Source organism: Stenotrophomonas sp. TWI809 (assembly GCF_039673205.1).
Lineage (GTDB): Bacteria > Pseudomonadota > Gammaproteobacteria > Xanthomonadales > Xanthomonadaceae > Stenotrophomonas.
In genome coordinates this window covers 223,192-245,111 of the sequence record NZ_JBDJLE010000003.1, presented here as the reverse complement: position 1 = coordinate 245,111, position 21,920 = coordinate 223,192, and the positions used below count along the sequence as shown (strand labels likewise).

The 21,920-nt window shown below is 66.9% G+C and carries 18 protein-coding genes; 8 read left to right on the top strand and 10 right to left on the bottom strand.

What is annotated here, in order from left to right; all coding sequences use genetic code 11:
* Positions 1 to 23: 23 nt before the first annotated feature.
* Complete coding sequence (locus ABE472_RS04270) at positions 24 to 716, bottom strand: glutathione S-transferase (RefSeq protein WP_346465600.1); 693 nt, start codon at positions 714 to 716, stop codon at positions 24 to 26.
* Positions 717 to 877: 161 nt separating this feature from the next.
* Complete coding sequence (locus tag ABE472_RS04265) at positions 878 to 1,087, bottom strand: cold-shock protein (RefSeq protein ID WP_017356920.1); 210 nt, start codon at positions 1,085 to 1,087, stop codon at positions 878 to 880.
* A 300-nt stretch (positions 1,088 to 1,387) separates the two neighbouring features.
* Here ABE472_RS04265 and ABE472_RS04260 point away from each other — a divergent pair, with 300 nt between their 5' ends.
* Positions 1,388 to 1,864 carry a YaiI/YqxD family protein gene (locus ABE472_RS04260; protein ID WP_346465598.1) on the top strand — a complete coding sequence of 159 codons (477 nt, stop codon included), beginning with the start codon at positions 1,388 to 1,390 and terminating at the stop codon, positions 1,862 to 1,864.
* Between the two features lie 126 nt (positions 1,865 to 1,990).
* Here the strand turns inward: ABE472_RS04260 and ABE472_RS04255 are convergent, their stop codons facing one another.
* Positions 1,991 to 2,875 (bottom strand): pseudouridine synthase, encoded by an 885-nt coding sequence (locus ABE472_RS04255; protein WP_346465596.1) that lies wholly within the window; start codon positions 2,873 to 2,875, stop codon positions 1,991 to 1,993.
* 41 nt (positions 2,876 to 2,916) lie between these two features.
* Here ABE472_RS04255 and ABE472_RS04250 point away from each other — a divergent pair, with 41 nt between their 5' ends.
* From ABE472_RS04250 to ABE472_RS04240, 3 genes are all read left to right on the top strand, one after another.
* Positions 2,917 to 3,468 carry a YaeQ family protein gene (locus tag ABE472_RS04250; protein WP_313211577.1) on the top strand — a complete coding sequence of 184 codons (552 nt, stop codon included), beginning with the start codon at positions 2,917 to 2,919 and terminating at the stop codon, positions 3,466 to 3,468.
* Positions 3,465 to 4,649, top strand: a complete 1,185-nt coding sequence (locus tag ABE472_RS04245; RefSeq protein WP_313218039.1) for an NAD(P)/FAD-dependent oxidoreductase — start codon at positions 3,465 to 3,467, stop codon at positions 4,647 to 4,649. The genes ABE472_RS04250 and ABE472_RS04245 overlap by 4 nt, the downstream gene beginning before the upstream one ends.
* A gap of 92 nt (positions 4,650 to 4,741) precedes the next feature.
* Positions 4,742 to 6,811, top strand: a complete 2,070-nt coding sequence (locus ABE472_RS04240) for an EAL domain-containing protein (protein WP_346465594.1) — start codon at positions 4,742 to 4,744, stop codon at positions 6,809 to 6,811.
* A 166-nt stretch (positions 6,812 to 6,977) separates the two neighbouring features.
* Here the strand turns inward: ABE472_RS04240 and fabV are convergent, their stop codons facing one another.
* The 6 genes from fabV to queA all read right to left on the bottom strand — a co-directional run bounded on the left by fabV (position 6,978) and on the right by queA (position 14,642).
* Positions 6,978 to 8,237, bottom strand: a complete 1,260-nt coding sequence (fabV, locus tag ABE472_RS04235) for an enoyl-ACP reductase FabV (RefSeq protein WP_313211574.1) — start codon at positions 8,235 to 8,237, stop codon at positions 6,978 to 6,980.
* A 770-nt stretch (positions 8,238 to 9,007) separates the two neighbouring features.
* On the bottom strand, positions 9,008 to 9,982 hold the full coding sequence (gene secF / locus ABE472_RS04230) for a protein translocase subunit SecF (RefSeq protein ID WP_313211573.1): 975 nt from the start codon (positions 9,980 to 9,982) through the stop codon (positions 9,008 to 9,010).
* Positions 9,983 to 10,001: 19 nt separating this feature from the next.
* A complete protein-coding gene (secD, locus tag ABE472_RS04225; RefSeq protein ID WP_313211572.1) occupies positions 10,002 to 11,855 on the bottom strand; it encodes a protein translocase subunit SecD in 1,854 nt (617 codons plus the stop codon).
* Between the two features lie 58 nt (positions 11,856 to 11,913).
* Positions 11,914 to 12,258, bottom strand: coding sequence for a preprotein translocase subunit YajC (gene yajC / locus ABE472_RS04220; protein ID WP_019183141.1), 345 nt, complete (start codon positions 12,256 to 12,258; stop codon positions 11,914 to 11,916).
* A 155-nt stretch (positions 12,259 to 12,413) separates the two neighbouring features.
* On the bottom strand, positions 12,414 to 13,544 hold the full coding sequence (tgt, locus tag ABE472_RS04215) for a tRNA guanosine(34) transglycosylase Tgt (RefSeq protein WP_346465592.1): 1,131 nt from the start codon (positions 13,542 to 13,544) through the stop codon (positions 12,414 to 12,416).
* Between the two features lie 66 nt (positions 13,545 to 13,610).
* Positions 13,611 to 14,642: a tRNA preQ1(34) S-adenosylmethionine ribosyltransferase-isomerase QueA gene (gene queA, locus ABE472_RS04210; RefSeq protein WP_313211590.1), complete on the bottom strand. Its 1,032-nt coding sequence runs from the start codon at positions 14,640 to 14,642 to the stop codon at positions 13,611 to 13,613.
* A gap of 247 nt (positions 14,643 to 14,889) precedes the next feature.
* Here queA and ABE472_RS04205 point away from each other — a divergent pair, with 247 nt between their 5' ends.
* On the top strand, positions 14,890 to 16,386 hold the full coding sequence (locus tag ABE472_RS04205; RefSeq protein ID WP_313218031.1) for an aminotransferase class III-fold pyridoxal phosphate-dependent enzyme: 1,497 nt from the start codon (positions 14,890 to 14,892) through the stop codon (positions 16,384 to 16,386).
* 272 nt (positions 16,387 to 16,658) lie between these two features.
* The gene (locus ABE472_RS04200) at positions 16,659 to 17,252 is read left to right on the top strand and encodes a TIGR00730 family Rossman fold protein (RefSeq protein ID WP_123729018.1); all 594 of its coding nucleotides are present in this window, start codon (positions 16,659 to 16,661) and stop codon (positions 17,250 to 17,252) included.
* A 21-nt stretch (positions 17,253 to 17,273) separates the two neighbouring features.
* Here ABE472_RS04200 and ABE472_RS04195 read toward each other — a convergent pair whose 3' ends face one another.
* Positions 17,274 to 20,156, bottom strand: coding sequence for an EAL domain-containing protein (locus tag ABE472_RS04195; protein WP_346465589.1), 2,883 nt, complete (start codon positions 20,154 to 20,156; stop codon positions 17,274 to 17,276).
* A 203-nt stretch (positions 20,157 to 20,359) separates the two neighbouring features.
* Here ABE472_RS04195 and ABE472_RS04190 point away from each other — a divergent pair, with 203 nt between their 5' ends.
* Entirely contained in the window at positions 20,360 to 20,914 is a 555-nt protein-coding gene (locus tag ABE472_RS04190; RefSeq protein WP_346464501.1) for an RNA polymerase sigma factor, read from the top strand.
* Positions 20,911 to 21,882: a hypothetical protein gene (locus ABE472_RS04185; protein WP_346465587.1), complete on the top strand. Its 972-nt coding sequence runs from the start codon at positions 20,911 to 20,913 to the stop codon at positions 21,880 to 21,882. The genes ABE472_RS04190 and ABE472_RS04185 overlap by 4 nt, the downstream gene beginning before the upstream one ends.
* Positions 21,883 to 21,920: the final 38 nt, after the last annotated feature.

Here is a 21,920-nt window from a genome sequence, read left to right as displayed (position 1 = left end):
GGCAGACCGGCTGCCCCGCAAGTTCAGCGCGAACCGCCGCCCAGGTTCAACGGACCGCCGCGCTCCACCGCACGCTGGTACGCCGGGCGCTGCTCGATCCGCGCCAGGTAGGCCTGCAGGCGCGGATACGCCGCCATGTCACCGCCGCGGGCAGCGGCGGCCTGGATCGGGAAACTCATCTGGATATCGGCCGCGGTGAAGCGTTCACCGGCAAACCACGGCGACTGGCCGAGCTCGCGTTCCATCCAGTCCATGTGCAGCTTCACCTGCGGACGCACGAAGCCGTTGAGCGCCTTGTCGGCGATGGAGCGCGCGATCGGCCTGGCGAAGAACGGCATCGGCGCTTTGCGCAGCCGCGAAAACACCAGCGTCATCACCAGCGGCGGCATCGCCGAGCCTTCGGCATAGTGCATCCAGTAGCGGTAACGCACGCGTTCGGGCGCCTGGGCCGGCATCGGCTCGGGGGAGAGCTGGCGGCCGCTGTCGTAGCGGTCGGCGAGATATTCCAGGATCGCGCCGGATTCGGCCAGCACCAGGGCATCGTCCTGCAGCACCGGCGATTTTCCCAGCGGGTGCACGTCGCGCAGCGCCTGCGGCGCCAGCCAGGTCTTGGGATCGCGCTGATAGTTGACGACCTGGTACGGCAGGCCCAGTTCTTCGAGCATCCACAACACGCGCAGCGAGCGCGAGTGGTCCAGATGGTGCACCTTGATCATCGAGGGTTCCGCAGGGTCAAAGCGGCATCGTAACCGGGCAACGGGAAGGATGACGTCTTCAACGGGGTCTGCGTCGACGATGGCCGAACGCCGCCCAACAAAAAACGCCGGAAGCTTTCGCTTCCGGCGTTTTAGGCGACCTTACGGTTGCGGGGGGTCGATTAGACCGCCTGCACCTGGTCAGCCTGCATACCCTTCTGGCCCTGCACGGCGACGAAAGTCACCTTCTGGCCTTCCTGCAGCGACTTGAAGCCGGTGCCCTGGATCGCGCGGAAATGCACGAAGAGGTCCGGGCCGCTTTCCGGGGTGATGAAGCCGAAGCCCTTGGCGTCGTTGAACCACTTCACGGTGCCCTGCTGACGATCAGACATGTACTAACTCCTGAAACAATAGTTGAAATAATCGCGGCCGCCGCGTATCGGAGCCGAGACTGAGTTGCAGGCGTTGGTAAAGCGGATCGATGAGCAGATCGTGAGATCAACTGCACCAGGCCACGATTCACGGTGACCCTAGCAAACACAGTGTGGGTGACGATACTCGTGTTTTACCGAAAAAGCGATAGCTGGTTGATTCAGCCATCCTCCCCTCCCGCCTGACAGGACAAGGGGTCGGGCGATCCTACACGAATTTGCACCCCCTATTCAGATTTTTCCTACCTTAAGATCAGCCAAATGACCGGTACCCCGACCCCTAAAGTTCACATCTGGGTGGACGCCGACGCCTGTCCGGCCGTCATCAAGGAGATCCTGTTCCGGGCCGCCGAGCGTGCCGGGATCGAGATGACCCTGGTCGCGAACCACTGGCTGCGGACCCCTCCGTCCCGTTTCATCCGCTCGATCCAGGTTCCGCCGGGCCTGGATGTGGCCGACAGCGTGATCGTGGAACGGCTCCAGCCCGGCGATCTGGTCGTCACGCAGGACATCCCGCTGGCGGCCTTGGTCTTGGACAAAAAGGCCGTCGCATTGAACCCGCGCGGCGACCTGTACACCCCGAACAACATGGCCGAGCGGCTGTCGATGCGCAATTTCATGGAGGAACTGCGCGGCGCCGGCGTTCAGACCGGCGGCCCTCCGCCGCTGCATGCGCGGGACAAGCAGGCCTTTGCCGCGCAACTGGACCGCTGGCTGGCCAAGCGTTCGGCAAGATGAACGGACGGATGGCGGGTCGAGGTCCGGCGTGGCGGAAAGTCGCGGCCCGGTAGTGCCGGCCGCCGGCCGGCTCCTCCGTAGCGTTGGTGACCACCACACCCCCCGGCAGCCGGCCAGCGGCCGGCTCTACAGGTGGAGCGACAGGCCGCTGGTGAACGTGCGCCGCTGCCCGGTCAGCGGGTCATCGAATGTCAGTTCCTTCGCCAGCAACTGCAGCGCCGTATCCGCCGGCCCGTCCGCGAGCAGGTCTGGGTACAGGTCATCGCCCAGGATCGGCGCGCCCAGCCCCGCCATGTGCACGCGCAGCTGGTGCTTGCGGCCGGTGACCGGGTGCAGCCGGTAGCGCCAGACCGGTCCGGTGCTGTCCACCACCTCGATGCGGGTTCGGGCATTGGGCTCACCGGGCGCCTCGGTCATGCGGAAGAACGGCTCACCGGGGACCAGTCGCGTATGGCGTTCCAGCGGGAACGCCAGGTGCGGCAATGCCGGCGCCAAGGCTTCGTACACCTTCTCGATGCGCCGCTCGCGGAACAGGCGCTGGTAGGCATCGCGGCTGTCTGGCCGGGTGGAGAACAGCACCAGCCCGGCGGTCAGCCGGTCCAGGCGGTGCAGCGGCACCAGATCCCGGTTGCCGGTGCGCGCCACCAGCCGGGCCAGCAGCGTCTCGCGCACGTAACCGCCGGCAGGAGTGACCGGCAGGAAGTGCGGCTTGTCGGCCACCAGCAGGTCCGCGTCCTGGTGGACGATGGCCTCGGCGAAGGGAATCACCGGCTCATCGGCCACTTCACGGAAATACACGATCTCCAGCCCCACCTGCCAGGCCTGATCCGGCGCGAGCGCCCTACCCTGCGCGTCCTGTACCCGCCCCCGGGCGAAGCGGTCTGCCCACTGCGCGCGGTCGATGCGCGGGAAGCGCGCGCACAGCCCATCCAGCAGGCTCGGCCAGTCGCCGGGGGGCAACTGCAGGCGGCTGGGTGCGGGGGCAGCGAGGATCGGATCGGACGGGCTCATGGCGAACCATTATCATGGCGCTCTTTGTTTCAGGTATCCCCATGGCCCTCACCGCCACCATCCGCAAGGCCGAACTGCAGATCAGCGACATGGATCGCGGCTATTACGCCAGCCATACGCTGACGCTGGCCCAGCACCCGTCCGAGACCGACGACCGCCTGATGGTGCGCCTGCTCACCTTCGCGCTGAACGCCGATGACCGGCTGGAGTTCGGCCGCGGCCTGAGCGTGGACGACGAGCCGGACCTGTGGCGACGCGACTACACCGGTGACGTCGAGCTGTGGATCGAACTGGGCCAGCCCGACGAGTCGCGCCTGCGCAAGGCCGCCGGCCGCGCGCGCGCGGTGCAGCTGGTCACCTACGGCGGCCGCGCCGCCGACATCTGGTGGGACCGCAACGCCTCCGCACTGAAGAAGCTGTCCACGCTGGACGTGATGGACCTGCCGGGCGAGTTCGTCACCGAATGGGGCGCGCAGATCGAACGCACGATGCAGTGGGACGTACAGATCCAGGACGGCGAAGTGCAGTTGACGTCCGACAAGGCGCAGCTCAGCGTCATCCCCACCTGGCGCAAGCAGAAGCCGCAGGCGTGAGTGTGATCCGCTGTGATGTGCTGGTCATCGGGGCCGGCGCGGCCGGGCTGATGTGCGCGATGACCGCAGGCAAACGCGGGCGCCTGGTGCAGGTGATCGACCATGCCAACAAGGTTGGCAAGAAGATCCTGATGTCCGGCGGCGGGCGCTGCAACTTCACCAACACCGGCACCACGGCGGCCAACTTCCTGTCGGCCAATCCGCACTTCTGCAAATCCGCGCTGGCCCGTTACACGCCATACCACTTCATCGAGATGGTGGAGCGGCACGGCATCGCGTATCACGAAAAAGAGCTGGGCCAGCTGTTCTGCGACATTTCCTCCAAGCAGATCGTGAAGATGCTGGTGGACGAATGCCAGGCCGCCGGCGTGCAGATCCGCACCGACTGCGGCGTGCAGAAGGTGGAGCGCGGCGCGGACGGCTTCCACGTGCACACCGCGCAGGGGCACTTCCATGCCGCCTCGCTGGTGGTGGCCACGGGTGGCCTGTCGATCCCAAGCATGGGCGCGACCGGCTTCGGCTATGAGCTGGCCCGCCAGTTCGGCCATGAGGTCCTGCCGACCCGCGCCGGGCTGGTGCCACTGACCCTGAGTGGCAAGCATCAGGAGCGCTTCAACGATCTCAGCGGCGTGGCCCTGCCGATCGAAGCGCGCTGCAACGGCACCGAGTTCCGCAACTCCATGCTGATCACCCACCGCGGCATCAGCGGCCCGGCGATCCTGCAGATCTCCTCGTACTGGCAGCCCGGCGATACGCTGCACCTGGACCTGCTCCCCGGCCAGGACGCGCTGGAGTGGCTGCGCCGGATGAAGGCCGAACGCGGCGCCGCCGAGCTGCGCACGGTGCTGTCGGAGGTGTTGCCGCGCCGGCTGGCGCTGCGCCTGTGCGAGCACTGGCTCCCGGACCGGCTGGTGCGCCAGATCGACGAGCCACAGCTGCGCGAGGCGGCCGAGCTGTTGCAGAATTTCCCGCTGGTGGCCAGTGGCACCGAGGGGTACCGTACCGCCGAAGTGACGCTGGGCGGAGTCGACACCCGGAAGGTGTCCTCCAGTACCTTTGAATCGCACGTGGTTCCCGGCCTGCACTTCATTGGGGAGGTGCTGGACGTGACCGGCTGGCTGGGGGGCTACAACTTCCAGTGGGCCTGGGCCTGTGGCCATGCGGCAGGGAGCGTGGCCTGAGCCGGAACCAGCGTTCCGTGATCGGCTACCGTTTGCCGCATGGACGTAGTCACACGCATCGTGTATCAAGTTTGCAGTCCGGGGAGTAGTGAATGCAGAACGCGAATGACATGACGGTCCGCCTGCTGATCGTGGACGACAGCGGCGAGAACGCCGAGACCATCGTCAGCACGCTGCGCAACAGCGGCATCGCGGTGCGCCCGACGCGCCCGCAGCACAGTGAGGAACTGGCCCAGGCACTGGGTACCCAGCCGATCGACCTGGTGCTGGTCACCGCGGCGCAGAGCATCCCACTGCTGCAGGTGACCCAGCAGATCGCGGCCAGCGGCAAGGACATCCCGATGATCCTGCTGGCCGAATCGATCAACGAAACCGAGTGGGTCGAGGCCGGGGCCAATGGCATCCGCGCCATCGCCCTGCGCCACCGGCCCGAGCACCTGCTGGCGGTAGTGCGCAACGAATGGACCGATCTGCATGCGCGCCGCGGGCTGCGCCGGATCGAGGCGCAGATGCGCGAGACCGAGCGCCGCTGCGATGCGCTGATCTCCTCCTCGCGCGACCCGATCGCCTACATCCATGAAGGCATGCACATCCGGGCCAACGAGGCCTACCTGGAGATGTTCGGCTACGAAACCTTCGACGATGTGGAAGGCATCTCGCTGCTGGACATGGTCGCCCCGCAGCATGTGGACGGCTTCAAGCAGCTGCTCAAATCCATGAGCAAGGGCGATGCGCCGCCGCCGCAGTACCAGGTGGATGCGCGCAACCAGGACGGCGCGGTGTTCCCGGCCACGATGGAGTTCACCCAGGCCAGCTATGAGGGCGAATCGTGCCTGCAGGTGGTGTTCCGCCGGCGCATGGAGTTCGATCCGGAGCTGGCGCGCGAGGTCGAGGACCTGCGCCAGCGCGACCAGGTCACCGGCCTGCTCAACCGCCCGACCTTCATGTTGCATGTCGAACATGCCGTGGCCCAGGCCGGTCGCAGCGAGGGCCGGTTCGGCCTGCTGTTGATCGAACCGGATCATTACGCGCGCCTGCTGCCGGAGATCGGCCTGGACTCGGCCGACACACTGATCGGCGCCCTCGCCCGCGTGCTGGCCCACTCGGTGGGCGACACCGCACAGGTGGCGCGCTTCGGCGAGCACAGCTTTGCCGTGCTGACCGAAGCGCCCTACGCGCAGACCGTCGCCCTGGCCGACCAGATCCGTGAGGCATTCGCCTCGCAGGTGTTCAGCATCGGCGAGCGCTCGGCCACGGTCACGGTCAGCGTGGGCGGTGTGCAGGTCGGTGAAAAGATCGCGAGCATCGGCCAGGTGCTGGCGCGTGCCACCGAGTGCACCCAGGCGGCACTGGAGCTGGGCAACACCACCCGCGTATTCGATCCGGCCGCGGTGGATCGCGTGGAAGAAGAACGCATCCAGCACTGGGTCGCACGCATCCGCCAGGCCTTGGCCGGCGATGGCTTCCAGCTGCATTACCAGCCGGTGCTCAACCTGCAGGGCGAAGCGCTGGAGCTCTACGAAGCCTACCTGCGCCTGGACCACAACGGCGAGCTGCTCAGCCCGACGGCCTTCCTGGGCATTGCCGAGGATCACGGGTTGCTGGCCGACATCAACCGCTGGGTGGTCACCCACGCGATCGGCATGCTCGGCGCGCGCAAGCGCGAGGGCCATGTGACCCACCTGATGGTGAAGATCACCCCGGAGTCGTTCAACGACCCGCAGATGATCGCCACGCTCCGGCGCGAACTCGAGGCGCAGGGCGTGCCGGGCGAACAGCTGTGGCTGCATGCGCCGGAGGCCAAGGTGTTCACCCACCTGCGCAATGCCCAGCAGTTCCTGGCCGCGGTCGCCCCGCTGGGCTGCCGGATCGGTCTGGAGCAGTTCGGATCAGGGCTGGATTCGTTCCAGCTGCTGGCGCACTTCCAGCCGCAGTTCCTCAAGCTGGACCGCGACTTCACGTCCGACTTCGCCCGCACCCGCGAGCACAGCGAGAAGATCAGCGAGATCACCGCGCGTGCGCAGGCCGCCAACATCCGGACCATCGCCGAGTTCGTCGCCGATGCCAACTCGATGAGCCTGCTCTTCAGTGCCGGCGTGGACTACGTGCAGGGTGAGTTCGTCGGCCCGGCGGGGCCGGTGATGAACTTCGACTTCAGCTGAGCGTCTGAGCGTCACGACCAACGGTCGTGACCTACGGCTTCCCGGACATCCGGGTGCGCTGCCGGCGCATCCCGCTGCGCCGCATGGGCGTCACGGCGCGGCGCGTGGGCATCTGCGCGCACCACACCGGTAGATGCCGACCGTTGGTCGGCATCCCTCCTTCCGATCAGGCCATCTCGACCAGGTTCGGAATCTTCACGTCGGTGGCGACATCGGCGTCGTAATCCACGCCTTCCACGCCGAACCCGAACAGACGCAGGAAATCGGCCTTGTAGCCGGCCAGATCGCTGATCTCGTACAGGTTCTCGTTGGTCACCTGCGGCCACAGCGCGACCACCTCGCCCTGCACCTCCGGTGCCATTTCCTTGTAGTCCGCGCGCAGGCGGCCGGCGTCATCGATCAGCTCGACCTTGCGGCCGCCATCGGTGACCAGATCGTGGCGCAGGCGCTCGGTTGCGGTGCCCGCGTCCTTGCCGCCGTAGAGGATGTCGTACAGCGTATCGAGCTGCTCGATGCAGCCTTCATGCGTGCCCTTGGCCTTCATCACCTTGAACAGCAGCGACAGGTACAGCGGCATGGTCGGGATGGCCGAGCTGGCCTGGGTGACCACCGCCTTGAGCACCGACACGCGCGCATCGCCACCGATCGGGGCCAGCTTCTGGCGCAGACCGACGACCTTCTCGTCCAGATCCTTCTTGGCCGCGCCGATGGAGCCGTTCCAGTAGATCGCCTGGGTGATTTCCTCACCGACATAGGTGAAGGCCGTGGTGGTCGCGCCCTCGGCCAGCACACCGGCCTCGAGCAGCGCATCGATCCACATCTGCCAGTCTTCGCCGCCCATGACGGCGACGGTGCCGGCGATCTCTTCGGGCGTGGCCGGCTCGATCGTGGTCTCGGTGATCACTTCCTTGTCGGTATCCAGACCACGCAGCGTGATCGGCGCACCGATCGGCTTGAGCGTGGAGCTGATCACTTCACCGGTCTTGGGATGCTTGCGGCGCGGCGCGGCCAGGCTGTACACCACCTGGTCGACCTGGCCGAGGTCCTGCTTGATCAGCTCGATGACCTTGGCCTTGACCTCATCGGAGAACGCATCGCCATTGACGCTCTTGGCGTACAGACCGGCCTGCTCGGCGTACTTGTGGAACGCGGCGGTGTTGTACCAGCCGGCGGTGCCGGGCTTGGTCTCGGTGCCCGGGCGCTCGAAGAACACGCCCAGCGTGGCGGCATCGCTGCCGAAGGCGGCAGTGATGCGCGCGGCCAGCCCGTAGCCGGTGGAGGCGCCGAGCACCAGCACCTTCTTCGGGCCATTGGTGATCTTCGGCTTGGACTGGATGTAATCGATCTGCTGCTTGACGGCCGCATCGCAGCCGACGGGATGGGTGGTGACGCAGATGAAGCCGCGCACACGCGGTTTGATGACCATGTAAACCTCGAGGGGACTGGCGCAGGGCGGACCGGCGCGATGAAAAGGGAGGTCGCGCGCCACCGGAGCGGCTGCGCGGAACGCAAGGGATCGTAGTGCGCAGCGCTGCTTAGTACAACCGACGGGGGTGTATGTTCCTCGTGGCCTGGGACCGGTGAGGGCAGGTCGGGACGCGCCGTGAATCCGCCCCTGGAGGCTCGACACCCGCATCCATGCGGGTGACGGTCCCGCCCTGCCCTCACCGGCCCCTGCCCGACACAGGGTCGCTGCGGACGGAGAGCAGCCACGCATGGCGTGGCTCTACCTGCCACACCTGGCGCTGTGACGAGTGCAGTGGATGCTGACTCTTGGAGATTGGCCGACTGTCGCCGAACCAGGATCGCGCGTGCAGAGAGTCACCAATGCCAAGGCCGATTCTTGCCCCACGTAGATCCACGCCAGCGCGGGTGCCGTTGCTTTGCTTTGCGTGGCTTTGCTTTGCGTGGCTTTGCCTTGCTTCGCTCTGCCCTACCAACCGCCATCCAGCCCCCTGTCTGGAGGGTGACGGATAGCGATGTGCAGGACCGTTGGAGCGCCATGGATGGCGCTCACGAGCCCCCAGGGATGGGTTTACGGCGGGTCCAGCACAGCGCTATCCGTCGCCCTCCAACAGTGAGCACCCAAGGCGCCGCCCTGGCTCTGGCTCTGGCTCCGGCTCCGGCTCTGGCCCCAAACAAAAAGAAAGGCCGCGCAATGCGCGGCCTCTCAGCTGTTTCACACCACCAGAAAACTTACGGACGACGCTCCAACGCTTCCACGTCCTTGGCCTTCGGCAGCAGATCCTGCTTGGTCACCGCCAGCGCGCCCATCGTCAGCAGCGGGCAGGCAATGAAGATCGACGACAGCGTACCGATCACCGCACCGATCATCTGGCTCAGCGCCAGCCCTTCCAGCGAACCACCGCCGTACAGGTACAGCGCCAGCACCGACAGGAAGAACACCAGCGAGGTGATGATCGTGCGCGACAGCGTCTGGTTGATCGACCGGTTCATCACTTCCAGCGGCTCCACGCGCAGGCTGCGGAAGTTCTCACGCACACGGTCGAAGACCACGATGGTGTCGTTGATCGAGAAGCCCATCACCGACAGCAGACCTGCCAGCACGGTCAGATCGAACTCGCGGCCACTCAGCGAGAAGTAGCCCGCCACCACCAGCACGTCGAACAGCGTGGTGATGATCGCCACCATCGCGAACTTCCACTCGAAGCGGAAGCCGATGTAGATCAGGAAGCCGATCAGCACGAACAGCGCTGCGTACAGGCCGTTCAGCGCCAGCTCTTTACCGACCTGCGGGCCGACAAACTCGGCACCCACGATGGCGGCCTGGTTGCCCTCCATCGAGATCGCTTTCTGCACGGCTTCGGCGGTGCGGTTGTTGGCCTCACCGGCGTTCTCGCCTTCGGCCATCTCCTGCGGCTGCAGACGGATCAGCAGGTTGCTGCCGCTGCCGAAGCTCTGTACCTGGGCACCGGCATAGCCGGCGCCTTCCAGATGGTCGCGCACGGCATCGACGTCAGCGGGCTTGTCGAAGCGGACTTCGACCACGGTGCCGCCGGTGAAGTCCAGCGCGTAGTTGAAGCCCTTGAAGGCAATGCAGCCGATGGCGGCAATGAACACCAGCGCCGCCAGGCCGATGGCCACCCAGCGGGTGCGCATGAAGTCGAACTTGGTGTCGTTCGGGATCAGATGCAACGGGAAAAGTTTCATGGTTTCTATTCGCTTCCCGTCAAATGGCCAGGGTCTTGAGCTTCTTGCGGCGGCTGTAGACCAGCACGGCAAGGGCACGCGAGACGGTGATTGCAGTGAACATGGAGGCCAGGATGCCGACGATCATGGTCACGGCGAAGCCCTTCAACGGACCGGTACCGAACGCATACAACGCCACACCCGCCAGGATGCCGGTGAGGTTGGCGTCCAGGATGGTCCCGGAGGCCTTCTCGTAACCGGCCACGATGGCCGTCTTGGGCGGCATGCCGGCCCGCAGCTCTTCACGGATACGCTCGTTGATCAGCACGTTGGCGTCGACCGACAGGCCGATCGACAGCGCCAGACCGGCGAAGCCGGGCAGCGTCATCGTCGCACTGAACAGCGACATCACCGCCACCACGATCAGCAGGTTGAACAGCATGGCCACCGAGGTGATCACGCCGAACATGCGGTAGTACACGGTGAAGAAGATCAGGGTGAACAGGAACGCGAAGCCGACCGCGGTCACGCCGCGCTCGACGTTCTCCGCACCCAGGCTCGGGCCGACGATGCGTTCTTCAACGAAGTCCATCGGTGCGGCCAGCGAACCGGATTTCAGCAGCTTGGCCAGGTTTTCCGCCTCGGTCTTCTCAAGGCCGGTGGTCTGGAAGTTCTTGCCGAACACGCCGTTGATGTTGGCGACCGAGATCACTTCTTCCTTGACGCGGAAGCTGCGCACTTCCTTGCCATCGACCACGTTCACGGTCGGGATGCGTTCGGTGTAGACCACCGCCATCGGCTTGTTGACGTTGGCGCTGGTGAAATCAAACATGCGCTGGCCGCCGACATTGTTCAGCGTCACGCTCACGGCCGCAGCGCCGTTCTGGTCGGTGGTGGCCTGGGCGGCGACCATCTGGTCACCGGTCACGATCACGCGCTTGTTGAGCAGGATCGGGCCACGGTTGTCACGCTGCTGGTAGACCTTGGCCTCCGGCGGGATACGGCCGCTGGTGATCGCGTCCTGGGCATTGCCCTCGACCACGGCGCGGTACTCCAGCGTCGCGGTGGCACCGATCATGCGCTTGGCTTCAGCGGTGTCCTGCACGCCCGGCAGCTGCACGACCACGCGGTCGGCACCCTGGCGCTGGATGATCGGCTCGGACACGCCGAGCTGATTGACGCGGTTGCGCAGCGTGTTGACGTTCTGCTCGATGGCGCCGTTGGCGATCGCGGTCAGTTCCGTCTCCGGCATGCTCACGGTGATGCGGTTGCCCGCCACCTCGTAGCCCAGCGTCGGCTGCGCCTTGACCATGACTTCGCGGGCACGCGCGGCGGCATCGGCACCGGCGGACGGGCTGATGGTGGCCACGATGGTGTTGTCGCCACGACGCTCAACCGACTGGTAGGCGATGCGGGCATCGCGCAGGCTGGTCCGCACGTCTTCGGCGTAGGCGTCCAGACGCTTGTCCAGTGCCGCCTTCTGGTCGACCTGCAGCACGAAGTGCACGCCGCCCTGCAGATCCAGGCCGAGCACCATCGGCTTGGCGCCGAGGTCGCTCAGCCACTCCGGCACGGTGGAGGCCAGGTTCAGGGCGACCACGTAGTCCTCGCCCATCTCGTCGCGCAGGGCGTCGTTGGCGGCGGTCTGCGCCTGCAGCGTCGGCAGGCGCACGATCAGGCTGTCGCCTTCCTTGGCCACCGACAGCGGCTCCACGCCGGCCTGCTTGAGGTCACCCAGCACGCGGTCGCGCAGGGCGTCGTCGATCTGCCCGCCACGGTTGGCGGTGATCTGCACGGCAGGGTCCTTCTGGTAGATGTTGGGCAGTGCGTACAACGCACTGACCGCCAACACGATCAGGATGAGGAAATACTTCCAGCGTGGAAATTCGAGCATTGCTTGGGTCCCGCGCGGTGCCCGTCCCGGCACCGCGGTTGAACGGAAAGGGAGTGGATCAGTTGGCCGACTTCAGCGTGCCGGTCGGCAGCACATTGCCCACGGCGCCCTTCTGCACGCGGATGCGCACGTTCTCGGCCACTTCGATGGTGATGAAGTTGTCGCCGATGTCGGTGACCACGCCGGCGATGCCGCCGTTGGTCAGCACTTCGTCACCGCGCTTGACCTTCTCCAGCATGGCCTTGTGTTCCTTCTGGCGCTTCATCTGCGGGCGGATCATCAGGAAGTACATGATCGCGATCAGGATGATCGGGAACAGCAGGGTGGTCAGACCCATGCCCTGCGGCTGGCCACCGGCGGCCTGGGCGTTGGCGGTGGGAATCAGGAAGGCGAGCAGGTTCATAGTGTGTCCTTGGGTTGGGAGGCGCCCTGCCCTCTTTGAGGGTCGGGGAGTCGCCGCGAAACGGGGGTCAGCCTCGAAGTATGCCATGGCCCCGGGAGTTCGTCCTTGGGCCGTTTGGCAGGGTTCGCGCGCTGGATCGGCTGGCGGGGGTCACTTTACAGCGCGGGCGTGACCGCACCACGGGCCGCGTAGAAGGACTCGCGGAAGGCGGTAAAGGTTCCCGCCGCGATCGCCTCGCGCATGTCGGCCATCAACTTCTCGTAGTAATAGAGGTTGTGGATGGTGCCCAGCATCGGCGCCAGCATCTCGTTGCAGCGGTCCAGGTGGCGCAGATACGAGCGGGTATAGCCGCTGGTGCAGGCATGGCAGCCGCAGCCCGGCTCGATGGTGTCCATGTCGCGCTCGTAGCGGGCGTTGCGGATGCGGACCGTGCCGAACGAGGTGAAATAGTGGCCGTTGCGGGCATTCCGGGTCGGCATCACACAATCGAACATGTCCACGCCGCGGGCGACGCCTTCGACCAGATCCTCCGGGCGGCCGACGCCCATCAGGTAGCGCGGGCGATCGGCCGGCAGGATCGGGTGCACATGGTCGAGCATGGCGTTGCGTTCGTGCTCGGGCTCGCCCACGGCCAGGCCGCCGATGGCGTAGCCGTCGAAGCCGATCTGCTGCAGACCCTCGGCCGAGCGGCTGCGCAGGTCGTGATGGACGCCGCCCTGGACGATGCCGAACAGCGCCGCGTCGTTGCCCAGTTCATCGTGCGCGTTACGGCTGCGCTGCGCCCAGCGCAGGCTCAGCTCCATCGAGGTGCGCGCGACCGGCTCGGTGGCCGGGTACGGGGTGCACTCGTCGAAGATCATCACCACGTCCGAATCGAGCACCTTCTGGATGCGCATGCTCTCTTCCGGGCCCAGGAACACACGGGCGCCGTCGGTCGGCGAGGAGAACGTCACGCCCTGCTCGGTGATCTTGCGGCGGTGGGCCAGCGAGAACACCTGGAAGCCGCCGGAGTCGGTCAGGATCGGGCCGTTCCAGCGCGCGAAGCCATGCAGGCCGCCGTGGTCGGCGATCACGTCCAGGCCCGGGCGCAGGTACAGATGGAAGGTGTTGCCGAGGATGATTTCCGCACCCAGCGCGCGGATCTGCTCCGGCAGGATGCCCTTCACCGAGCCATAGGTCCCCACCGGCATGAAGGCCGGGGTTTCCACGGTCCCGCGCGGGAAGGTCAGGCGGCCGCGGCGGGCGCGACCGTCGGTGGTCTGGAGCTGGAACTGGAGTCGGGACATGGAGCGGTCATTCGGGCAAATAGTCTGCCATTGTCGCCGAAAACGGCCGCGCCTGCCCCGCTGACCTCATTCCCCCTGCGGGAACAGCAGCATCGCATCGCCATAGCTGAAGAAGCGGTACTTCTCCGCGATCGCAGCCTGGTAGGCCTCGAACACCCGGGCCTGGCCGGCAAACGCCGAGATCATCATCAGCAGCGTGCTTTCCGGCAGATGGAAGTTGGTCACCATCGCGTCCACGCTGCGGATCCGGTAGCCCGGCGTGATGAAGATCTGGGTTTCCCCGGCGTAGGGCAGCAGTTCGCCCTCGCGCATGGCGCTTTCCAGCGCACGCACCACGGTGGTCCCGACGCCGATCACCCGGCCGCCCGCAGCCCGGGTGCGGCGCACCTGCTGGACCAGTTCAGCCCCGACGTTCAGCCACTCACGGTGCATCACGTGTTCTTTCAGATCGTCCACGCGGACCGGCTGGAAGGTGCCCGCACCCACGTGCAGGGTCACGTGGCCGAACGCCACGCCCTTGTCCTTCAACGTGGCCAGCAGGGCCTCATCGAAGTGCAGGCCGGCGGTCGGGGCGGCCACCGCGCCGATCTCGCGCGCGAACACGGTCTGGTAGCGCTCGCGGTCGTCCACGCCCGGCTCGCGCTGGATGTAGGGCGGCAGCGGCAGCCGACCGGCGTGCAGCAGCCATTGCTCCAGCGCCTCGGGCACGTGGAACTGCAGCACGTAGAACTCGCCGTCGCGGCCCAGCACCTCGGCCTCGCCACCGGCGTCGAGCGCGATGCGGCTGCCTGGCTTGGGCGACTTGCTGGCGCCGACCTGCGCGCGGGCCTGCTGGCCACCGAGCAGGCGCTCGATCAGGATCTCGACACGGCCGCCGCTGGCCTTCTGGCCGAACAGACGGGCCGGGATCACCCGGGTGTCGTTGAAGACCAGCAGGTCGCCGGGCTGCAGCAGGTCGGGCAGATCGCGCACCTGGCGGTGATCAAACGCGGCCGGGGCCGGCGGCACCACCATCAGGCGGCTCGCCGAGCGCTCGGCGAGCGGCGCCTGGGCAATCAGTTCAGGCGGCAGGTCGTAGTTGAAATCGGACTTCTTCAAGGGAGCGCACGGCAACGTGTAGGCAATGTCGGCCATTGTACGACTGGCTCTCGGTGGCAACGAAGGATTCGCCAAACGTCGCGCAAAATGCTGCTTTGCAACAGTTTTTGACGGGGTTATCGCGCGAAAAACCGCGTGCTAGCATCGAGCCGGAAGTCTGATGCACGAGCAGGAATGCCCGAAGCGCGCGCGAATAGACGCGCGTTTTGCTTTTCCGCCGTGCCGCCATCGTTTCAGGAGATCTGCAATGAGCTTCATCGAACGTCTCGCCCCGCTCCGCGCCCAGCCCGGCACCCGCCTCACCACCGGCCTGGATGACGCCACCCTCGAACGCCTGGCCGCCGGCCACCCCGCCCTGGTCGCCGCCATCGACGCCGCCGCCGCTGAATTCGAGCGCGTGCGCGCCGATCTTGGCGGCCTGCTGGCACTGGACGAGCGCGCCCAGATCGATGCGATGCAGGAGGGGTTCGTCAATTTCTATGCCGATGATGCGGTCACCCCGTACGTCGCCCTCGCCGCCCGTGGCGCATGGGTGGTCACCCTGAAGGGCGCGGTGCTGTACGACGCCGGCGGCTACGGCATGCTCGGCTTCGGGCATACCCCCGAGGCGGTGATGCAGGCGATGGCCGCGCCGCAGGTCATGGCCAATGTGATGACCCCCAGCCTGTCCCAGCAGCGCTTCATCCAGGCGTTGCGCAAGGAGATCGGCCACCGTCGTGGCGGCTGCCCGTACAGTCACTTCATGTGCCTGAACTCGGGCTCCGAAGCGGTAGGGCTGGCCGCCCGCATCGCCGATGTCAACGCCAAGCTGCAGACCGATCCGGGCGCCCGCCACGCCGGTGCGAAGATCAAGCGCGTGGTGGTGAAGGGCAGCTTCCACGGCCGCACCGACCGCCCGGGCCTGTATTCCGATTCCAGTCGCAAGACTTACATGCAGCACCTGGCCAGCTACCGCGGCGAGGACACGGTGATCGCGATCGCGCCCTATGACGAGGAGGCGCTCAAGCGCGTGTTCGCCGAGGCCGAACAGAACCGCTGGTTCATCGAGGCGGTCTTCCTGGAGCCGGTGATGGGCGAAGGCGACCCCGGCCGCTCGGTGCCGCCCGCGTTCTATGCGCTGGCCCGCGAACTGACCCGCCAGCACGGCAGCCTGCTGCTGCTGGATTCGATCCAGGCCGGCCTGCGCGCGCACGGCGTGCTCTCGATCGTGGATTACCCGGGCTTCGAAGGCCTGGATGTGCCGGACATGGAAACCTACTCCAAGGCGCTCAACGCGGCCCAGTTCCCGCTTTCCGTGCTGGCCGTGACCGAGCATGCGGCGCAGCTGTATCGCAAGGGCATCTACGGCAACACCATGACCTCCAACCCGCGGGCGCTGGACGTGGCCTGCGCCACGTTGTCGCTGCTGACCCCGCAGGTGCGCGAGAACATCCGCGTGCGCGGCGAGGAAGCCGTGCGCAAGCTGGAACAGCTCAAGACCGAGCTGGGCGGGCTGATCACCAAGGTCCAGGGCACCGGCCTGCTGTTCTCCTGCGAGCTGGCCCCGCAGTTCAAGTGCTATGGCACCGGCTCCACCGAAGAGTGGCTGCGCAACCATGGCATCAATGTGATCCATGGCGGCGAGAACTCGCTGCGCTTCACCCCGCACTTCGGCATGGACGGCGAAGAGCTGGACCTGCTGGTCGGCCTGGTCGGCCGCGCGTTGAAGGAAGGTCCGCGCCGGGAGCAGTCGCAGGCGGCCTGAGGCCGGCGGTACGAACAACGGCAGCCGACCAACGGTCGGCTCTACCCCCATGAACCCCGGTAGAGCCGACCGTTGGTCGGCTGCCACAAACCCGGCAGAGCAACCACTACCCAGCCGCCACCCCCGGCGCCCGATTGGCCCCCGCGCCCGAAACGCGCGATAATCCGCCACCGCACCTGCGGAACGACACCCCGTCACGAGACCAGCGCACCGGTCATCGGCGGGGCTTTTTCGTTTCCGGTCGCTACAGATTCGGACAACAGGAAGATCCAATGAAGTCGATTTGCGTTTACTGTGGTTCCAACCCCGGCAGCAAGCCGGTCTACACCGAGCGCGCCATCGCGCTGGGCGACCGCATCGCCCGCGACGGCCTGCGCCTGGTCTACGGCGGCGGCAACGTCGGCCTGATGGGCACCGTGGCCAATGCCGTGCTTGAAGGCGGCGGTGAAGTCACCGGCGTGATCCCGCAGCAGCTGGCGGACTGGGAAGTGGCCCACCGTGGCCTGACCGAGCTGGAAATCGTCGGTTCGATGCACGAGCGCAAGTCGCGCATGTTCGATCTGTCCGATGCGTTCGTCGCCCTGCCCGGCGGCTTCGGCACCATGGAAGAAATCTTCGAGATGCTGACCTGGCGCCAGCTGGGCATCGGCAACAAGCCCTGCGCGTTCCTGGATGTGGACGGCTTCTATGCCCCGCTGATCGGCATGATCGATCGCATGGTCGAAGAGCGCTTCCTGCACCCGGCCCAGCGCGCGGACCTGTGGTATGGCTCGGACATCGATGAAATGCTGGCCTGGATGCGTGCCTACGAGCCGGCGCAGGCCTCCAAGTGGATCGACGAAAAGCGGGCCAACGCGCTGCGTTGATGCCTGCGGCACCGCGACGGTTCAGGCCGTCGCGGGGATCACCATCGGGGCCGGCCGGCCGAGCAGATAGCCCTGGCCGTAATCGCAGCCGAGCTGCAGCAGCGTATCGTGCTGGGCCTGGGTTTCGATGCCCTCGCCCACCGTTTCGATGCCCAGTGTGCGCGCCAGTGACAGCACGCCCTGCACCAGCGCGTGCGTGCTCTGCATGTCCTGGCCGTGCAGGCCGGCGATGAAGGATTGGTCGATCTTCAGCGTCGAGATCGGGAACCGGTGCAGGTAGGACAGCGCCGAGAAGCCGGTGCCGAAATCATCCAGCTGCACCAGCACCCCGCGCTCACGCAGGGTCTGCAGGATGCGCAGCGTGCGCGGGCCATCATCCAGCAGCGCCACCTCGGTGATCTCCAGCCGCAACCGGTGCGGATCGGCGCCGGCCGCTTCGATCAGGCCGAACAGGCGCGTGCTGAAATCGGCCGAGCGGAAGTGCCGCGGCGACACATTGACGGACAGATACCCACGGCCACCGCGCGCGAGCTGGGTGATCACCTGTTCGTACAGCAACCAGTCCACCTGTTCGATCAGGCCGCTCTCTTCGCCCAGATCCAGGAACGCACTCGGCAGCAGCAGCCCGCGGCGCTCGTGCTGCCAGCGCAACAGTGCTTCGTGGCCGACCAGCTCACCATCGCTGAGCCGCACGATCGGCTGATAGAACGGCATGAAATCCCGGTTGATGATGGCCCGGCGCAGGTCCGCCTCCAGGTCCAGGCTGCGCAGTGCCTGCTCGCGCATCGCCTCATCGAACACGGCGCAGCGATCATTGCCCTGCGCCTTGGCGCGGTACATCGCCGCATCCGCATCGCGCACCAGTTCCTCGCCGTTGCGGTAACGCGGGTTCCACATGGCGATACCCAGGCTGCCCGAGGGGAACAGTTCGCGCCCCTTCACCCACATCGATTCTTCCAGCGCCACCAGCATGCGCTGGGAAAACTCCAGCGCCGAGGCCAGGCCATCGCCGCACTGGAGCAGGATCGCGAACTCATCCCCGCCCAGCCGTGCGACCACATCCTGTGCGGAGATCATCGAGACGATGCGCTTGGCCACCTCCACCAGCATCTGGTCACCAGCGGCATGGCCGATGCTGTCATTGACCAGCTTGAACCGGTCCAGGTCCAGGAACAGCACGGCAAAGCCCTGGCTTTCGTTGGCGCGCGCACGCACGATCGCGTCTTCCAACCGGTCCAGCAGATGCAGGCGATTGGGCAGTCCGGTCAGCGCGTCGTGCATGGCCTGGTGGGTGAGGCGCTGTTCGGCACGCAGGCGCTCGCCGATCTGGCCCAGCAGCTTGTCGTTGACGTCGGCCAGCTCGCGGGTGCGCTCGTCCACGCGCTTTTCCAGATCGGCATGCGCGTTGCGCAACCGTTCCTGGTCACGCTGGCGCGCCAGTCCGTTGCCGATGTTCTGGGCCACGAAGGTCAGCAGCCGCTGGTCGTGCACGGTGAACACCACCTCCGGTGAATAACTCTGCACCACGATCACGCCGACCACATCGTCATCGCTCAACAACGGCACACCCAGCCAGCAGTTCGAGCGCGCACCGAACTCGCGCACCACGCCACTGTCGCGCAGCGCATCGATGCGCTCACGCGTGGCCAGCAGCGGTTGCCGGTTGCGCACGATGAACTCGGTCAGGCCTTCGCTGAAGGGCCGTGGTGCGCGCGAGGGGTTGTACTCATCCACCGAGTACACGAACTCCAGCCCATCCCCGCGTTCATTGACCAGCGCGATATAGAAGTTGCGCGCATCCAGCAGCGTGCCGACGACGCCATGCACCTGGCCGTAGTACTGCGACAGCGACTCGGCGCTCATCGCCAGCTCGGCGATGTTGAACAGCGCCATCTGCAGTTTCTCAGCACGGCGGCGCTCGACCACCTCCTCCTGCAGATTGCGGTTGGCACGCTGCAGCTCGACCGTGCGGCGCTCGACCTGCCGCTCCAACTGCACCTGCGCCTGGCGCCGGTCCATCGCGGTCAGGATGTGCTGGGCGACATAGCCCAGCAGGGTGCGGTCGGCCTCGCCATAGCGCGCGCAGTGTTCGTAGCTCTGCACCACGATCGCGCCGCACACGCGCCCATCGCGCAGCATCGGCACGCCCAGCCAGTCCAGGCTTTCCGGGCCGCGCTCGGGGTCATGTTCGTCATCAAGGACGGCCAGCAGTTCCCGCGAGGGACCGCTCAACGGCTCACCATGCCGCAGCAGCGCGAAGGTGAGGCTGCGTGGCATTTCATGCTCTTCGTAGCTGCGATCCGGGTCGGCAACGAAATCATCTTTCTGATCGGCGAAATACAGGAAGCGGACCCGGTGGCGGATGTCGTCGTATTCGACGATGAAACAGTTCTGCGCGTACATCAGCGAATTGAGCACGCGATGGAAGTGGCGCAGCATCTCGGCCATTTCCAGGTCCGCACCGGCCAGATCGGCGATTTCATAGAGCGCCTGCTGCAGGCGTTTGGAGTCTTCCAGGGAGGCGATCTCGCGGCGCTGCCGCGCCAGCAGCAGGGTGCTCTGGAACAGGGAGCGCGCCAACGCCCACCAGGTGTCCGGCGGTGTCGTCCCGGCGGCCGGGGTCACGTCCAGCGTCAGGGCGGCGCCGCTGTGGTTCCAGCACTGCTGCAGCGCCATGCCGGCCGAGGCCGCCTGACGCCGCGCGGGACCAGGGCCCGCCGGCGGGCTGCGGCCCTCAGGATGGGCCAGGGCACCCTCGCCCAGCACCGGATCCGACCAGGCCAGCGTGATCGCCGCCCCTGCCGGCAACAGGGCGCACAACGCCGTGGCGACCGCGGCAGGGATCACCGCATCACCGTCCCGTTGCACTGAAGAGGTCACCATCTGGCTGGTCACGTTGCTCATCTCTCGCGTGCCGACTGCCCGGCACCGCCCCTGTCCTGCGAGCATAACGCGCGGACCGGGGGGCAATGGAAGCGCTTCAACCCCGTCCGGCGCTGCTGGACGTTGTTCGTGCTGTGCCCCAGGTCATCACCATGCCATCCCGCTCTGCCGCCCCGCGCGCCATCGACTATGCGAACACCCCCGCAGCGCTTACTCTGTGCGGCGTGGACGCCCTTGCCCTGCCGACCGATGAAGCGCTGATGCTGGCCTGGGCCGGCGGCGACCTGCGTGCATTCGAGGCGCTGTATGGCCGTCATCGCGGCCGTCTGTACAGCTTCCTGCTGCGCCAGCTGCGCGACGGCGCGCTGGCCGATGAGATGTTCCAGGACGTCTGGCAGCGCGTGATCGCCGCGCGCGCCGGCTGGCAGCCGGACGCCGCCTTCACCACCTGGCTGTTCCGGATCGCCCACAACCGCCTCAACGACCACTGGCGTGCGGCCAGGCACCGGCCTGCAGCACCGATCGACGCCGATGAGCGGGTCGCGGCGATCGCCGATGCGCGCACGCCGGAAACCCAGCTGTCCGAGTTCGAACAACGCCGCCAGCTGCAGCTGGCCATGGAGCAGCTGCCGCCCGAGCAGCGCGAGGTCCTGCAGTTGCGCCTGGAACAGGAACTGAGCCTGGAAGAGATTGCCGAGATCACCGGTGTCGGCCGTGAGACAGTCAAATCACGGCTGCGCTATGCCATGGACAAACTGCGGACGGGGTTGAGCGGATGAACCGCCCGGATCCACTGACCCCGGAAGAACGCGAACTGGCCCGGCTGCTGGGTCGCCCGAGTGCCACCGGCCCGGCGCCGGCGATCGACGAGGCGGTGCTTGCGGCCGCCCGTACGGCAGTGGAAGCACCGGCCGCAGACGCTGCCACCTGGACGCTGCCGCCGGACACCGCCGTGCCTGCGCGACGGCCGCGCTCACGCCTGCCGGCCGTGTTCGGGCTGGCCGCCTCGGTGATCTTCGCCGTGGGCATCGCCTGGCAGCTCAAGCCCGAAGACCCGCCCGCCCCGCCGTTGGCCGAACCGGTCGCCGCACCGGCATCCAGCACCGCGGTGACCGGGACTGCGCCGGCGATGGAGGCCGCGCCGCCACCGCCCCCCGCCGCGGCACCGCCGGCGGTCCAGCAGCCGCGCGCGGCAAAGACAACGGCGCTCGAACCTGCCCCAGCCGCCGCACCGCCTGCGACCGAGCGTGGGCGGGACATGTCCTCGCCCCGCCCCGAGGCCATCGCCGCGCCCGCACCGCCAGGACCGCCCGCCCCGGCACCGGTGCAGGCCCCGGCGCCAATGATGTCGGCCCCGGCACCGCAGGCAGCCTCGGGGTATGCCATGGACACAAGCGAACCGGCGCTGGACAGCGTCGTGGTGACCGGTTCGACGATCGAGCGCGCTGCGCCGCGTGCCGCACTCAAAAACGCACCGCCGGCCAAACCCGCACCCAGCGCTCCCGGCGTGATGCGCCGCGCCGCCGCGCCGATGGCGGCCCCCGCCTCGCCTGACGATGCCGTGCAGGCTTTGCATCAGGCCGTCGCTGCCGATGCCAGCCTGCCGCGCAAGCAGTGGCTCAAGCGCATCCGCGAGCGGCGTGATGCCGGCGATGTGGATACCGCACGCGCCAGCCTGGAGCGCTACCTGCAGCAATACCCGGAAGTGCGCATCCCGCGCGACCTTCGCCAGCTGCTCGAGAACTGAGACGGCGCGTACGGTGATCAGGCATCCCCACTAGAATG